Origin of the sequence: Bacillus sp. CBEL-1 (genome assembly GCF_004348885.1) — a bacterium.
Taxonomy (GTDB): domain Bacteria; phylum Bacillota; class Bacilli; order Bacillales; family Bacillaceae_H; genus Priestia; species Priestia aryabhattai_A.
The window spans coordinates 582,446-598,584 of the sequence record NZ_SBIM01000003.1 but is presented as its reverse complement, the minus strand read 5'-3'; the positions used below and the strand labels follow the sequence as shown (position 1 = coordinate 598,584).

Sequence of the window (16,139 nt, the reverse complement as noted above, 5' to 3'; positions counted from 1 at the left end):
AGAGTGCTTACAGTGTTGTAAGCACTCTTTTTATTAGGAAGCTTGAACGCTTTGGAGTTCAGAATGAATCTGGCTTAAAATTCGCTTACATTGATCAACTAGCGTAGAAGGAAAGTTTTCTCCTTCTCCATACTCTACGCCGTGCGGATAATAGTGTTTACCAAGCAATGGCGTCATAAATTGAATTAACGCATGCCTGCCGCCAATATCTCCTTCAGCAGCATAACCTTGTACGCGCAAATAAAAGGTATGGTGCTGAATTTCAAACTTTCGATCATACGTTACCCGCTCGTAGTCCCACTGTCCAGCTCGTACTAGTCCAAATCTGCTCATAATTTCATCAGCATGCTCTAAATCAACTTTTACATCAGTAAAATCCACATCTTCTAATTTCATTCCATTTCCCCCTTTAAACCAAATGTTTCTCCCATTTTCATCATAGTATGATTGGATAAAACTTGCAATGCTTATCCGAATTTTCAGTTAAAAAGACCAGGAAATCTTAAATGAAGTGAAAGTTTTCGGGGAAAACGGTCAAACTAACGTTGAATGTAAAGGAGGAGAGTCAATGAAATATGTTCGTGACGTAATGACAACAGACGTTGAAACATGTACGACGTTAGATAATGTATATGAAGTTGCTTTAAAGATGAAAGAGTTAAACGTTGGTAGTATTCCAATTGTTGATCAAGATCGATTAATTGGGTTAATAACTGATCGAGACTTGGTTATTCGAGGCATCGCTGAAAAGAAACCGAATTCCAGTAAAGTAACTGACGTCATGAGTGATAAGCTAGTAACCGTATCCAGCGAATCAACGGTAGAAGAAGCTGTGAAAATTATGGCTAATCACCAAATTAGAAGACTTCCAGTTGTAGAAGGAAACAAGCTGATTGGCGTTGTCGCTTTAGGAGATTTATCGACGTATCGCTTTACAGATGAACAAGCAGGTCAAGCTCTTTCTCGTATTTCCAATCAACTTCATTAATTAAAGAAAAGCTGTCGGCATCAATGGGTGCTGATAGCTTTTTTTATTAGCTATTTTTACGTCAATACATGTATAATAGCTTTACAAACCCTTGAAAAGGTAAGGAGAGGAACTGACGCTGAAAAAAATTATATTTGTTCTCGTGTTAATCGTTGCATTTGTATACGCTGATGAATATATCCCTTTATTGGAGCAGTATGTGAATGAATCAGTACAAGAAGAAGTTTCAAATAATGAGACTAAAAATAATCGTGCAGTTGAAACAGCTGCACCGGAAATAGAAGGGGAAAACGTCATTGATTTAATTGGCTTACACCCTGAACAGGTTATGGGCATGTATGGTGAACCAATGCGTGTTGATCCTTCGGCCTATGACTATGATTGGTGGATATATAAAAGCGACACTAACTCCTATATGCAAGTAGGAGTTGATGGCGATCGAGTAGTAAGCGTATATTCTATTGGTCAAAGTGTAAATACCGCACCATTTATAATTGGTCAATCTCGATCTGAAGTAGACAAAGCTGTTGAAATCGAGCGAGAAGTTGAGTTAAGAGAAGGGCTTAATTCCTATCAATTTCAACTGAATGATGAAGATTTAAAAATGCGCCCATTAGTAAGGTACAATGATGTATATATTCAGCTTTATTTTGATCAATTTTTAAATACGTTATCAAGTATCCGCGTGATGGATAGTGAAACTTTAGTGAAGCAAAAGCCGTATGAAGTAATGTATAGAGGGAGCCTGCCTGAAGCACCATCACTTTCTCCAGAAGAGTGGAAAGAGATTGAAGAGGGAGCTTCCCAGCAAATTATCGACTTAACGAATGTGATTAGAAAGCGCCATGGAAAAGATTCGTTATCATGGGATGAAGACACGGCGAAAGTAGCTTATTTACACAGTAAAGAAATGAGTGATTTAAAATATTTCGCTCATGAGTCTCCAGTTCAAGGTGATTTAGGAAATCGTCTGCAAAAAGGAGACGTTTTGTATCGGATGGCTGGTGAAAACATTGCATCTAACTATACGGATGGTCCAGCTGCGGTTGAAGGTTGGTTAAATAGTGAAGGTCACCGTAAGGCGCTTTTAAATAATGATTTTACTCATCTTGGTGTTGGCGTGTATGAAAAGTTTTATACGCAAAACTTTATTACACCTTTGAAGTAGGGATTTAATAGGTCTACTCTTGTCCTATTCCTCATAAGTTTCTAATAGAAGCTAGAGGAGGGACAAGAATGAACAAGAAAATATCTGTCATCGCCATGCTTATTTTTTTACTATTAACAACATCAGTTAATGCGGCTACACAGCAAACTTGGGATAAGTTAAATGAACTTGCTGATGAAACATTAGACCTTGCTCAGCAAGAAAAATATGATGAAGCGCGTAATTTAGTGAAAGAATTTTCACATGAAGTTTCTAGCGTAAATATACATGATTTAGATTTATCCGCCAAAGAATATCAAGTGCTGGTCGTAACGGCTCAAAATGTTGAGAGAGCACTAGGGGATGAAAACAGTAACCCTGTAAGTACAACATTACAGTTTCGGTTACTAGTAGATGCTTTATCAAGTGAGTATCAACCCCTCTGGACAGAAATGGAAAAAGAAGTTATTACCACGTTTCAAGATATGAAAATGAGTATATCAAAAGGTGAAGATGGGCAGTATCAAGAAGAGCTTCAAAGTTTACTGCAAGCCTATGAACTGATTTCTCCAAGTGTTCAAGTAGATGTCGATGATAAGGATATTAAACGTGTTGAACAGCATATCGAAGATTTAAAGCAAGATGATGCAATGGTGATGTCTTCACAAGAATTAGTAGCAGCAGAAGAAGATTTTCAGTCTTTGTTTGAACACTTAAAAGAAGATAAGGTAGATCCGTCACTTATATGGGTGATGATTACGACAGGAAGTATTATTGTATTTACTTTATCGTATGTTGGTTTTCGTAAGTATCGAGCAGAGCGTGTTCAAAAAGCTGCGCCAGAGCGAAATGATTGACGGACATATTCGAATTGTCTAAAATGAAAATGTACCAACCATACAAGTAAAGGAGTGTGCAGATGGGGTTTTTGGTTTATTTTCTCATCATTATTTTAGTGCCGATTTGGGCACAGTTTAAAGTGAAAAGTGCTTATAAAAAATATTCAAAAGTAAGCAGTTCTTCTGGAATGACAGGTGCTGAAGTGGCACGACGTATCTTGGACGAAAACGGCTTGTACAACGTTCAAGTTGAGCCAGTTCGCGGCGTGTTGTCTGACCACTATGATCCACGTTCAAAAGTAGTACGATTATCTGAAGATAACTACTTCGGAACATCCGTGGCAGGCGCAGCGGTAGCAGCCCACGAAGTAGGGCACGCAATTCAAGACGATGAAAACTATTCGTTTTTACGCATGCGTCATGCCCTAGTACCGGTAGCGAACATCGGGTCAAATTTTTCATGGATTTTAATTATGATTGGAATTTTTGCTCAGATGAGCGGCCTACTACTGCTAGGTATTGTATTTATGGCAGCAGCTGTTTTATTCCAGGTTGTAACGCTTCCAGTTGAGTTTAACGCCTCAAATCGTGCGATGAACCTACTCGTATCAAGCGGTGTGATTCGCAATGACGAAGAGCGTGAGACGCGAAAAGTACTAAACGCAGCGGCTTTAACATACGTTGCAGCAGCAGCGGTTGCAGTACTAGAGCTTGTGCGTTTAATCTTAATTTACACAGGAATGAACAATGAAGATTAATTGAAATAAGGCTGAACAGAAGTATTTCAGTCAATGAGATATCCGAATTATCGGGAGTTAATTACTTTCGATAGCTCGGATATTTTTTATTGATTTTGCAAGATAATTAAAAGAGAGAGGAATGAAGGCAGGATACTCGACTCCTGCGTGATAAGGAGGAAAGGCTGAGACACCCCTGCACTGGGGTGTCTGCAGCACAATGAAACAAGCCTGTTCTTATAATTAAACTATTGTAGAAACGTTATAAGTCCTCTCCTGAGAAAGGAGCATTTAGTTATGTACAGTCTCTTTGTATGTATAACTTAACGTTCTAAAGGTTTTTTATTTTCATCTAATGTGAAGCCTTCACCTAGTACATCGTGAACGTCACTCACCGCTACAAACGCATATGGATCAACAGAAGTGATGACCTGTTTTAATCGAAAGATTTCATTTTTACTTACGACACAGTACAATACGTTAGTTTCTTGTTTAGAGTAAGATCCTTGGCCTTTTAAAATCGTCACTCCACGCTCCATTTCTTGCATGATTTTTGCTGAAATCTTTTCGTTATGAGTAGAGATAATGGTTGCTCCTTTTGCAGCGTAAGCGCCGTCTTGAATAAAATCAATAACTTTAGCAGCGACAAATACGGCTACGAGTGTATACATTGCCTCTGTATAAGTCAAGTAATAAATAAGGGAAGTAATAATAACAAGAAAGTCGAATAAAAACATTGTTTTGCCCATGTTCCATCCAATATATTTCTGAACGAGACGAGCGATAATATCAACTCCACCCGTTGTGCCTCCGTATCTAAAAATAATCCCAAGGCCAACTCCAATAAATACACCCGCAAATAAAGCAGCAAGCGTCATGTCATCTTTTAAAGGCATATCGACTGGAAACCGTTGAAAAACCCATAAGAACACAGAAAGACTAATAACTCCGAGTATAGTGTAGTAAAATGAAGTTCGTCCTAACAGCTTCCATCCAACAAAAAATAGTGGAATGTTAAGCACTAAGTTTGAATAGGAAGGGTCGATGTTAAATAAAAAGTATAAAAGCAGTGTAATACCAGTAAACCCTCCCTCTGCCAGGTTGTTTTGCATGTTGAAATTCACAAGTCCAAACCCAAAAATAGCTGAACCTAACAAAATAAAAAAGATATTCTTAAACCTTAGTCCTTTCACAATAAAAACCTCCTTTTATAAACATGAGTCTATTCTTTCCTATCATACTAGATGAATAAGAGAAGTGTCATCATCCAAATGAACCGTCCAGAGCGCTTTGTTTGTATCATACACGTTTAAAGATTTAATCATGCACGGTTAAAGAGAACAGCTTTATTCATTTATAATGTTTGTTAATCAAACTTTTCTATTAAGAAATTTAGGAAAGAGATGTTATAATATGAAGTTGAATGTACAAAAAATGAAAAGTTAAATATCTATTATTTAATGAGACAGGCATAGAAGGTAAAGAGGTGAATACATATGACGGACAAATCAATGAAGGAAATGCAGGCTGAAGTTGATCAATATATTGGACAGTTTAAAGAAGGCTACTTTAGCCCTTTGGCGATGCTGGCTCGTATGACTGAAGAAGTTGGAGAGTTATCGCGTGAAATTAATCATTATTACGGAGAAAAACCTAAAAAGACAACGGAAGCAGAGCGGACAGTTGAAGAGGAAATGGGCGATATTTTATTTGTATTAATTTGCTTTGCCAATTCGCTAAATATCGATTTAGAAGAAGCACATAATCGCGTTATGGAGAAATTTAATACGCGTGATAAAGATCGTTGGACAAAAATTGATGAACAAGGAGAGAATTAACATGAAAAAAATTCGAATTATACTTGCAGGTCCTCGTGGGAGAATGGGAAAAGAAGCTGTGACATTAATTCAAGAGACGGAAGCATTTGAATTAGTAGCTGCAGTTGATCGCGTTCATGAAGGGAAGTTAATTAGTGAAGTAGAAGGAATGCCAAATGTTCAGGCTCCTATCTTTACAGATATTGAAAAATGCTTTCAAGCTGTTGAAGCTGATGTATTAGTTGATTTAACAACGCCTGAAATTGGAAGAGTACATACGAAAAAAGCGTTAGAATACGGCATCCGTCCAGTAGTCGGAACAACAGGTTTTTCGGAAACTGATTTAGCGGAATTAAAAGAATTAGCAGAGGAAAAAGGAATCGGCTGTATCATTGCTCCAAACTTTGCAATCGGTGCTATCTTAATGATGAAGTTCTCTCAAATGGCGGCAAAATATTTTGACGATGTTGAAATTATTGAGCTTCACCATGATCAGAAGCTAGATGCACCTTCTGGAACAGGGTTAAAAACAGCAGAGCTTATCAGCGAAGTTCGTGAAACGAAACAGCAAGGTCACCCAGAAGAAAAAGAAATTTTAGCGGGGGCAAGAGGAGCTACGTATGATGGGATCCACCTTCATAGCGTACGCTTACCTGGGTTAATTGCTCACCAGGAAGTACTATTTGGCGGTTTTGGACAAGGACTAAAGATTCGTCATGATTCGTATAATCGTGCATCCTTCATGTCCGGTGTAAAGCTTGCAGTTGAAGCAGTAATAAATGTTGATACGCTTGTATATGGTCTGGAAAATATCATTGAATAAGGAGAGGCATATATGAAAATAGCATTAATTGCACATGATAAAAAGAAAAATGACATGGTTCAATTTACAACTGCTTACCAACATATTTTAAAGGAACATGAGCTTTTCGCAACAGGCACAACGGGAATGCGAATTTCTGAAGCGACTGGGTTGGCCATTCATCGTTTTCAATCTGGACCATTAGGTGGAGACCAAGAAATTGGTGCCCTTGTTGCGCAGAACAAAATGGATATGATTATTTTTTTTCGTGACCCGCTTACAGCTCAACCTCATGAGCCAGATGTATCAGCACTTATGCGCCTATGTGATGTATATGCTATTCCACTTGCGACCAATATGGGAACAGCTGAGGTTCTAATTCATGGTTTAGAACGAGGAGATTTACAATGGCGTTCAATTTTAAAACAATAGGGTGAAATAAAATGATTGAAAAAATAGATGTTCTTGCTTTTGGAGCTCATGCTGATGACGTTGAAATCGGCATGGGTGGTACCATCGCCAAGATGACTGAGCAAGGTTTAAAGGTTGTTATCTGTGATTTGACAGAAGCAGAACTATCGTCAAATGGAACAGTAGAGCTACGCAAACAAGAGGCTGAAAAGGCAGGACAACTTCTCGGTGTACACAAGCGAATTCAATTACAGCTACCGGATAGAGGACTGTTCTTACAACAATCCTACATTAGAGAAATTGTATCAGTAATACGTAAATGTCAGCCGAAACTTGTGTTTGCTCCTTATTTTGATGATCGTCATCCTGATCATGGAAACTGCGCGCGTCTAGTCGAAGAAGCCGTATTTTCAGCTGGAATTCGTAACTATACGGCAGAACAAAACATGGGGGCTCATCGAACGGATGGACTGTATTTTTATATGATTAATGGTTTTCATAAACCTGACTTCGCTGTTGATGTAACGAATACATTCGAAAAGAAAAAACAAAGCTTACAAGCATATGAAAGTCAGTTTATCAAACAGGAAGGAAGCGTGGAGACGCCGCTGGTTAACGGATACATAGAAACCGTTGAAAGCCGCGAGCGCATGTTTGGAAAAGAAGTAGGCGTTCAGTATGCAGAAGGTTTTCTTTCTAAGAAGCCCCTACTTATTTATGATGACCTAGTAGGTGGCGTTAGATGAAACTAAAAATTGGTATCACATGTTATCCTTCAGTTGGCGGCTCTGGCGTCATTGCAACTGAATTAGGAAAGCTCCTTGCAGAAAAAGGACACGAAATTCACTTCATTTCATCAAGTATGCCTTTTCGCTTAAACAAGGTGTACCCAAATATTTATTTCCATGAAGTAGAAGTGAACCAGTATTCGGTATTTAAGTATCCACCTTATGACTTGGCACTAGCAAGTAAGATGGCAGAAGTTGCACAGCGTGAGGAACTAGATTTAATTCATGCTCATTATGCCATTCCCCATGCGGTGTGTGCGTTTCTAGCTAAGCAAATGGTGTCACCCAATCTAAAAATAGTAACAACCCTTCATGGAACAGATATTACAGTTCTTGGAGAAGACGCATCGCTAACAGAACTAATTAAGTTTGCCATTGAAAAATCTGATTGTGTGACTGCCGTATCTGACGCGTTAATTGAGCAAACGAACCAGCTCATTAGTCCAGATAAAGATATTTGCACAGTTTATAACTTTATTGATGAGCGAGAATATTATCGAAAAGATGTAGGGAATTTAAAGCAGGACTATGGAATTTTAGAAGATGAAAAGGTCATTATTCACGTTTCAAATTTCCGTCAAGTTAAGAGAGTGCAAGATGTTGTGCACGCGTTTAAACGAATTCATGAACGTGTTCCTTCTAAGCTGTTGCTCGTTGGAGACGGTCCAGATATGAGAAATGTAAGTCAGCTTGTAAAAGAATTGGAACTTGAGGGTGCGGTGTTGTTTTTAGGAAAGCAAGATAACGTAGCAGAACTCTATTCAATTAGTGATTTAAAGCTATTGTTTTCTGAAAAAGAAAGCTTTGGTCTTGTGTTACTAGAAGCAATGGCTTGCGGAGTACCTTGTATTGGTACAAGAATCGGTGGAATCCCAGAGGTTATTGAAGATGGCGTAACGGGTTATATTTGTGAATTAGGAGACGTTGAAACAGCTGCAGATAAAGCCGTTCAGCTGCTAAGTAATCAACAGCTTCATCAACAAATAAGCAGAGGCGCTTTACAGGCAGTGAATCAAAAATTTCATTCAACGGAGATTGTAAATCAATATGAACAGCTTTATTACAATCTTGTACAACGTTAAGGAATGGAGGATATTATGAAAGAGCCTTTCATCCATCCATTATTTATTATTCACACACTACAGCAAGCTGGACATGAAGCTTATTTTGTTGGTGGTGCTGTTCGAGATATGATCTTACAGCGAAAAGTAGGTGATGTAGATATTGCAACATCTGCTCTTCCTGACGATGTTATGAGTCTATTTTCAAAAACAATTCATGTGGGGATTGAGCATGGAACCGTTGTGGTGCTTCATGAAGGAGAGCAATATGAAGTTACTACCTTTCGATCAGAAGGGGAATATGAAGATTTCAGGCGTCCTGCATCCGTTCAGTTTATTTCATCACTGGTAGAAGATCTAAAACGTCGTGACTTTACTATCAACGCCATGGCTATGAATGAAAAAGGTGAAATTATTGATCCGTTTAACGGTAGAGAAGATTTGCGGAATCAGCTTATCCGTACGGTAGGAAATCCAGAAGAACGTTTTCACGAAGACGCGCTGCGAATGATGAGAGCGGTTCGGTTTGTTAGTCAGCTAGCATTTTCTATTTCAGATAAAACGAAGAGAGCTATTTCAGAGCATGGAGATCTATTGAAGCACGTATCAGTTGAAAGAATTACCATTGAGTTTGAGAAGCTTCTTTTGGGTAAACGCCCTTCTTTAGCGCTTGCGCTCATAGCAGACACTAAATTATATGAGCACTTGCCAGGATTAGATATTGGTGAAGAAGCTTTTCGCCGCTTGTGTAAATACGACTGGATGATGCTTGAAGATATATCGGAATGCTGGACACTTCTCCTTTATTTGCTAGGTGTTGATCCTGATCCATTTTTACGTCAATGGAAGCTTGCTAATCGACAAATAAAGGCCGTGAAGCTTCAGCTTGGTGGACTTGAGGACGTCTTAGAAAATGGTTGGTCAAAAGAAACATTGTATCAACTTGGAGAAGAGTCTGCCCTAAGAGTAAACCGAGTTCTGCAATTAGTAAGAAGCACTAACTATCTTCATACAACTTTGCTTATTTCTCGTTATCGAGAGCTTCCTATTCACTCTATGAAGGAACTTGCTATTACGGGCCAAGATGTTATGACATGGCTAGATCGTAAGGGTGGTCCATGGCTTTCAACTTTGTTACAGGATATAGAGAAGAAAGTGTTGAATGGTGAATTACAAAATAGCAAAGGGTCGATAAAGGAGTGGGTACAGTCTTGCAAACAGATATTAGAAGAACGTTATTAGAGATGTTTACAAACGCAGAAGGTGAATATGTATCTGGGCAGCGCATTAGCGACTTGCTAGGCTGTTCAAGAACTGCAGTTTGGAAACATATTGAAGACTTACGAAAAGAAGGCTATGAACTAGAAGCTGTTCGAAAGAAAGGTTATCGCATCGTTACTAAGCCTAATAAAGTAAGTACAAATGAGCTGCTTCTTGGTCTGCAAACGAAAAAAATCGGTCAAAATCTTTACTATGAAGAAACTGTGGAGTCAACACAAAAAATTGCACATCGTCTTGCTCAAGAAGGAGCTGTCGAAGGAACGGTAGTTGTAGCGGAAGAGCAAACAGCTGGTCGAGGTCGCTTGGCTCGTAAATGGTACTCTCCAAAATACACGGGAGTGTGGATGAGTATTATCTTGCGACCTGCAATTCCACCACAGCATGCACCACAGCTGACACTATTAGCCGCCGTAGCAATTGTACAAGCAATACAAGAAATAACAAATGTACTACCCGATATAAAATGGCCAAACGATATTTTAGTGAACAATAAAAAGCTAGTAGGAATCTTAACTGAGATGCAAGCTGATGTTGAGCAAGTTCACTCTGTTATTATTGGAATTGGAATCAATGTGAATCAAAAGCTAGAACATTTTGATTCTGATATTCAACACTTGGCGACATCTTTATCAATTGAAGAGCAAAAAGAAGTGAATCGTGCAGCTCTTATGCAAGCGATTTTCTTAAAGATGGAATCTTTGTATGAAGATTATTTAGAAAATGGTTTTGGGTTAGTAAAGCACTTATGGGAATCTTATTCTATTAGCATTGGAAAGCGGATTGTTGCACGCACTTTGAAAGCAACGATTGAAGGGTACGCAAAAGGGATTACAAACGATGGCGTCCTGCTGTTAGAGGATGATTATGGAACGGTTCATCATATTCATTCTGCTGATATTGAACTCTCTTCGAAATAAAACTAGAAAATGTAAGAATATTTCTTTATAATACGAGTATCAGGGTAGTATCGACAGAACTTCACCTGATACTCTTTTTTATAATTTATCGTTTACGAACTGCCTTGATCTAAAAAAGACTAGGACAGAGGGATGACAATATATAAGGACAAGCGTGTGCTCTTAAGCACGCTGTTTAGCTATAGACTGCTTTTGTCAAAAACCTTCTTCCTTTTTAAGTGTAAGAAGGTTTTTTTGCGTTGTCATCTCCTCTAGTATAGGAGGAGATTTATTGTGAAAACGAAGCTTGATTTCTTAAAAATGAAACAGCAACAAGAACCGATTGTTATGCTTACTGCTTACGACTACCCGTCTGCAAAATATGCGGAAGCATCAGAGGTGGACATGATTTTAGTAGGAGATTCATTGGGAATGGTTGTATTAGGGTATGACTCAACTATTCCAGTGACGGTCGATGACATGATTCATCATACAAAAGCGGTGAAAAGAGGAGCGCCTAATACATTTATCGTAACGGATATGCCTTTTATGTCTTATCATATTTCAAAAGAAGAAACGATGAAACAAGCAGCTCGAATTATGCAAGAAAGCGGGGCGCATGCTCTAAAGATAGAAGGCGCAGACGATGTTATTTTTACGATTTCAGAATTAACACAAGCAGGGATTCCAGTTATTGCTCATCTTGGTTTAACACCACAGTCTGTCGGTGTTCTGGGGGGGTACAAGGTACAAGGTAAAGAAGCAAGTGAAGCGAAAAAGCTAATTGAAGATGCCGTGAAATGTGAGCAAGCGGGTGCAATAGCAGTAGTTTTAGAATGTGTACCGAAACAAGTAGCAGAAGATATTTCGAAGAAGCTAAGCATTCCAACCATTGGTATTGGAGCAGGAAAAGAAACGGATGGTCAGGTGCTTGTCTATCATGATGTGTTGACGTATGGGGTTGAGCGCTTTCCAAAATTCGTTAAGCCATTTGGTAACATTGGAGAGGTTGCAAAAAAAGGACTTTCTCAGTATGTACACGATGTTAAAGTTGGAAAATTTCCGGAAGAGAGCCATACATTTAGCATGAACGATGAACAGCTAACGGCTCTATATGGAGGGAAGTAAGATGAAAGTTATCTCTACTGCCAAAGATATGCAAGAGCTTTCGATTCAGCTTCAGCGTCAAGGGAAAACAATTGGATTTGTACCGACAATGGGATTTCTACATGAAGGTCACCTCGCGCTACTTAAACAGGCGCGTGCAGAGAACGATGTGGTCGTTTTAAGCATTTTTGTTAATCCAACTCAGTTCGGACCAAACGAGGACTTTGATACGTACCCACGAGACTTTAAACGTGATGAACGCTTAGCTAAAGCGGAAGAGGCTGATTATTTATTTTACCCAAGCGTGGATGAAATGTATCCTGGTCAAGCTTCCATTTCTATATCGGTCACTAACCGTGTAGATGTGCTTTGTGGAGCCAAGCGTCCAGGTCATTTTGACGGTGTTGCAACAGTCCTAACAAAACTGTTTCATCTTGTACAGCCTAAGCGAGCATACTTTGGGAAAAAGGATGCTCAGCAAGTAGCCGTGGTGCATGGATTGATTACTGATTTTAAGTTCCCAATTGAGCTCGTAGCGGTTGATACGGTGCGAGAAGACGATGGTCTTGCTAAAAGTTCAAGAAATGTGAACTTGCTAGATGCTGAGCGTAACGAAGCGCCTGCTTTGTATCGAAGTCTACAAGAAGCGAAGCAATTAGTTGAAAGCGGTGAGCGTGACGTTGCGACAATTAAAGCGCAGATTGAAAGAACGATTAAAAATAATACGAGCGGTACAATAGATTACGTAGCGATTTATTCTTACCCTGAGCTAAAGCCTCTAAATAAGCTAGATGGACAGGTTATTATTGCGCTCGCTATACAATTCTCTAAAGCTCGATTAATTGATAATATTATTATGGCAATCTGACCATAGAAAGAGGGTTTCCTGATGTTTCGAACAATGATGAACGCAAAAATTCATAGAGCACATGTGACAGAAGCAAATTTAAACTATGTGGGAAGTATTACGATTGATGAAGATTTAATTGATGCTGTAGGTATCCAGCCAAATGAAAAAGTACAAATTGTGAACAATAACAATGGTGCTCGCCTAGAGACGTATGTTATACCGGGAGAGAGAGGCAGCGGAGTGGTTTGTTTAAACGGTGCGGCAGCACGTCTCGTACAGCCCGGAGATGTTGTTATTATTATCTCTTATGTACTAGTAGCAGAAGAAAAAGTAGCTGATCATCATCCAACAGTAGCCATCATGGATGAACAGAACAAAATTAAACAATTGCTTAAACAAGAGCCAGCTGGTACAATTTTATAATATTATCCCCCTTAATCGAGGGGGATTTTTTTGAGCGAATAGAAGCTCTACATAAGTAGTTTCGTATAGAAGCAGGTATTTTCTTTTATACTATAAGAACAGGCAGGTGAGGTCATGATGATGGATAAGCGCTTTGTTGTTGTTGATTTAGAGACGACAGGACATTCTCCAAAACAAGGAGATCAAATTATTCAATTTGCAGCCGTGGTTGTTGAAAACGGCCGAATAGTTGAGCGTTTCTCAACGTTTTTGAACCCCAATGTACCAATTCCTCCTTTTATTTCACAACTGACAAATATTCATCAAAACATGGTTGAAGGTGCCCCGACGTTTGAGGATATTTCCGAGAAAATTATTGAGCTGTTAGAAGATGCTTATTTTGTAGCGCATAACGTTGCTTTTGACCTTAATTTCCTCCAGGAGTCATTAGCTCAAAATGGATACGATAAGCTGTATCCGTCCACGGTGGATACGGTGGAATTAGCGCGTATGCTTCTCCCTACAGTAGAGGGTTATAAGCTCAACCAGCTTGCTGAGTATTTAAATTTAAATCATGATCAGCCTCATCAAGCAGACAGTGATGCTGAAGTGACGGCGAAAATCTTACTATTGTTAATGGAAAAGTTAAATGGTCTTCCACTTACAACATTAAAGCAGCTATATACGCTGTCTTTGCATTTAAAAAGTGAGATTGGTGAGTTAATTCAAGGTATAATGAATCAAAAGAAAGATGATTATCATGAAGGATATGATTTTGTTCATGGCTTAGCGCTAAAAAAGCAAAAGCCTGTTGTGAAGCCATCGGAAGTTCTTGTTACATATGAGGAATTTCAAGAGCAAAAAGAAAATTTAGCGTCAGTGTTTAGCACATTTGAAAAGAGAACGGGTCAAGAGCAAATGATGAATGCTGTCCATGAAAGCTTAACGGATAACGAGCATGCGCTTATTGAAGCGGGAACTGGTATTGGAAAAACGATTGCTTATTTAATTCCGGCTGCTTTTTATGCTCAGCAGCATAAAAGGCCTATCGTTGTTTCAACGCATACCGTAACGTTACAGCAACAGCTAATGGAAAGAGATATACCTATGTTAAAAAAGCTTATGCCGTTTGAATTAAACGCAGCAGTTTTAAAGGGGCGTGAGCATTATCTTAGCATTCGAAAATTCAATCAGTTTTTAAAAGAGCGCAATCATAACTATGACGTTATTTTAACAAAAGCCAAACTATTGATTTGGCTTACGGAGACGGAGACAGGAGATGTTGATGAAATCAACTTGCCGTCCGGTGGAAAGCTATTTTGGGAACAGCTGAATGAAAGCAATCCTTCCCATTTAGACTTTAAGCATCCTTGGAATCAACATTCTTTTTATAATCGTGCACAGGCTCGTGCAGCACAAGCTCAGATTATCATTACAAATCACAGGCTTCTTTTGTTAGATGTGGTTAGCAAGCGAAACTTGCTTCCAAGCTATGAGCAAGTTGTAATTGATGAAGCTCATCACTTTGACACCATTGCAAGTGAAGAGCTTGGTGGAAGACTTGATTATTTTTCTATTCATGCTCTATTAAGCAGAATAGGGTTGTTAGAAGATAAGGGGTTATTAAACAAAGTACATAAGCTTTGTCAGAAACATGATATAGGGCTAAATGCAAAAAAACTAGAAGAGCTGCTAGAGAAGCTTCGTATTGAATGTGATGACTTATTTCGTCTTGTCCATGCGTATGTAATGAAAAAAAATAAGCAAACGGATAGTGAAATTGGACGAGTAAGCTACCGTTATAATGCTCAAGAAGAGAACAACCTTCATTGGCATGCCATCCAGGAACAAGCATCTCGAGTGCGTTTTTTAATGAACGATATTTTATCTCTTTTACATGCTGATTTTCAGGTGATGGATTCCTATCACGAGCAGCTTACAAAAAGAGAACAGTCTCATATTCACGAGTTGACAAGCGCAATTGAACAATTTCATCATCTGTCAAGCGAGCTTGCAGATTTTTTCTTTCAAACACATCTTGAAGAGGTGACATGGATTGAAATAGAGCCAAAAGGAGCGGCAAACGCTACTTTTTTATATCGTCAACCGCTTTCGGTGGCGGACACGTTAGCAGATACGTTTTTTGCGAAAAAGCAAAGCGTTATACTAACTTCTGCTACGCTAACAGTGAATCATTCTTTTTCTTATATTATTGAACAGCTTGGGTTGTATGATTTTCAACCACTGCAAATGACGATACCATCTCCTTTTGACTATCGAAAACAGGCAAAGGTATATATTCCAAAAGATATGCCAGCTGTAAATGATGTGACGCTTGAAGAGTATAGTGCGATTATGGCAGAAAGTATCTTAGATATTGCATCTATCACAAAAGGGCGCATGCTTGTACTATTTACCTCTTATGAAATGTTAAAGATGACCTATCAGTATATGAAAGAATTAAATGATTTAGAGGAATTTGTTATCCTTGGTCAAGGAGTGACAACGCGTAATCGAAATCGATTACTAAAAGACTTTGCGCAGTTTTCACAATCTATTTTACTAGGAACGAACAGCTTGTGGGAAGGTATTGACCTCCCTGGTGAACTGGTATCTAGTCTCATCATTGTTCGCTTACCTTTTGCGTCACCACGACACCCATTTCTAAAAGCAAAATTTGAGCAGCTGCGAAAAGAAGGAAAAAATCCATTTATGGATTATTCGCTCCCTCAAGCTGTCATTCGTTTTAAGCAGGGATTCGGAAGACTAATTCGAACTAAGCAAGATAAAGGATCTATCTTTATTTTAGATAACCGCATGATTACAACGATGTATGGCTCTCATTTTCTTCATTCTTTGCCAGATGTAGATATCGTAAGTGAATCATTCTCAGTAGCGCTCCACGATTTTGAAACATGGTGGATGTCAAAGAGGCTTTAGCACGGAATGTGCTAAAGCTTTTTTTGCATAGCTTTTCTTGTAGATGTACACCCTAATAGTGGAAAACAAAGGA

At 38.8% G+C, this 16,139-nt stretch carries 17 protein-coding genes; 15 read left to right on the top strand and 2 right to left on the bottom strand.

Features of this window, described 5'->3' with window-relative positions:
- Positions 1-33: 33 nt before the first annotated feature.
- Complete coding sequence (locus tag EPL02_RS03155) at positions 34-396, bottom strand: YugN family protein (RefSeq protein ID WP_094911517.1); 363 nt, start codon at positions 394-396, stop codon at positions 34-36.
- A 172-nt stretch (positions 397-568) separates the two neighbouring features.
- Here EPL02_RS03155 and EPL02_RS03150 point away from each other — a divergent pair, with 172 nt between their 5' ends.
- From EPL02_RS03150 to EPL02_RS03135, 4 genes are all read left to right on the top strand, one after another.
- Complete coding sequence (locus EPL02_RS03150) at positions 569-988, top strand: CBS domain-containing protein (RefSeq protein ID WP_094911516.1); 420 nt, start codon at positions 569-571, stop codon at positions 986-988.
- A gap of 199 nt (positions 989-1,187) precedes the next feature.
- On the top strand, positions 1,188-2,156 hold the full coding sequence (locus tag EPL02_RS03145) for a CAP domain-containing protein (protein WP_286175182.1): 969 nt from the start codon (positions 1,188-1,190) through the stop codon (positions 2,154-2,156).
- A gap of 68 nt (positions 2,157-2,224) precedes the next feature.
- Positions 2,225-2,992, top strand: coding sequence for a sporulation protein YpjB (locus EPL02_RS03140; RefSeq protein WP_094911514.1), 768 nt, complete (start codon positions 2,225-2,227; stop codon positions 2,990-2,992).
- 62 nt (positions 2,993-3,054) lie between these two features.
- Positions 3,055-3,732 carry a zinc metallopeptidase gene (locus EPL02_RS03135; protein ID WP_025907342.1) on the top strand — a complete coding sequence of 226 codons (678 nt, stop codon included), beginning with the start codon at positions 3,055-3,057 and terminating at the stop codon, positions 3,730-3,732.
- A gap of 302 nt (positions 3,733-4,034) precedes the next feature.
- Here EPL02_RS03135 and EPL02_RS03130 read toward each other — a convergent pair whose 3' ends face one another.
- Positions 4,035-4,904 (bottom strand): YitT family protein, encoded by an 870-nt coding sequence (locus EPL02_RS03130; RefSeq protein ID WP_131886956.1) that lies wholly within the window; start codon positions 4,902-4,904, stop codon positions 4,035-4,037.
- A gap of 303 nt (positions 4,905-5,207) precedes the next feature.
- Here EPL02_RS03130 and EPL02_RS03125 point away from each other — a divergent pair, with 303 nt between their 5' ends.
- From EPL02_RS03125 to dinG, 11 genes are all read left to right on the top strand, one after another.
- Positions 5,208-5,549, top strand: coding sequence for a nucleotide pyrophosphohydrolase (locus EPL02_RS03125; RefSeq protein ID WP_094911512.1), 342 nt, complete (start codon positions 5,208-5,210; stop codon positions 5,547-5,549).
- A 1-nt stretch (position 5,550) separates the two neighbouring features.
- Positions 5,551-6,351, top strand: a complete 801-nt coding sequence (dapB, locus tag EPL02_RS03120; protein WP_094911511.1) for a 4-hydroxy-tetrahydrodipicolinate reductase — start codon at positions 5,551-5,553, stop codon at positions 6,349-6,351.
- Positions 6,352-6,363: 12 nt separating this feature from the next.
- Entirely contained in the window at positions 6,364-6,762 is a 399-nt protein-coding gene (mgsA, locus tag EPL02_RS03115; protein ID WP_094911510.1) for a methylglyoxal synthase, read from the top strand.
- 14 nt (positions 6,763-6,776) lie between these two features.
- Positions 6,777-7,487, top strand: coding sequence for a bacillithiol biosynthesis deacetylase BshB1 (gene bshB1, locus EPL02_RS03110; RefSeq protein WP_256993356.1), 711 nt, complete (start codon positions 6,777-6,779; stop codon positions 7,485-7,487).
- On the top strand, positions 7,484-8,611 hold the full coding sequence (gene bshA, locus EPL02_RS03105; RefSeq protein WP_094911508.1) for an N-acetyl-alpha-D-glucosaminyl L-malate synthase BshA: 1,128 nt from the start codon (positions 7,484-7,486) through the stop codon (positions 8,609-8,611). The genes bshB1 and bshA overlap by 4 nt, the downstream gene beginning before the upstream one ends.
- Positions 8,612-8,626: 15 nt before the next feature.
- On the top strand, positions 8,627-9,832 hold the full coding sequence (locus EPL02_RS03100; RefSeq protein ID WP_094911507.1) for a CCA tRNA nucleotidyltransferase: 1,206 nt from the start codon (positions 8,627-8,629) through the stop codon (positions 9,830-9,832).
- Positions 9,802-10,788 (top strand): biotin--[acetyl-CoA-carboxylase] ligase, encoded by a 987-nt coding sequence (locus EPL02_RS03095; RefSeq protein ID WP_131886955.1) that lies wholly within the window; start codon positions 9,802-9,804, stop codon positions 10,786-10,788. Before EPL02_RS03100 ends, EPL02_RS03095 begins: the two co-directional genes overlap by 31 nt.
- Before the next feature lie 273 nt (positions 10,789-11,061).
- Positions 11,062-11,895, top strand: coding sequence for a 3-methyl-2-oxobutanoate hydroxymethyltransferase (gene panB, locus EPL02_RS03090; RefSeq protein ID WP_094911505.1), 834 nt, complete (start codon positions 11,062-11,064; stop codon positions 11,893-11,895).
- 1 nt (position 11,896) lies between these two features.
- Positions 11,897-12,742 carry a pantoate--beta-alanine ligase gene (gene panC / locus EPL02_RS03085; protein WP_094911504.1) on the top strand — a complete coding sequence of 282 codons (846 nt, stop codon included), beginning with the start codon at positions 11,897-11,899 and terminating at the stop codon, positions 12,740-12,742.
- Between the two features lie 21 nt (positions 12,743-12,763).
- Positions 12,764-13,147 carry an aspartate 1-decarboxylase gene (gene panD, locus EPL02_RS03080; protein ID WP_131886954.1) on the top strand — a complete coding sequence of 128 codons (384 nt, stop codon included), beginning with the start codon at positions 12,764-12,766 and terminating at the stop codon, positions 13,145-13,147.
- Positions 13,148-13,261: 114 nt separating this feature from the next.
- A complete protein-coding gene (gene dinG, locus EPL02_RS03075; protein ID WP_256993344.1) occupies positions 13,262-16,066 on the top strand; it encodes an ATP-dependent DNA helicase DinG in 2,805 nt (934 codons plus the stop codon).
- The last annotated feature ends 73 nt before the right edge of the window (positions 16,067-16,139 follow it).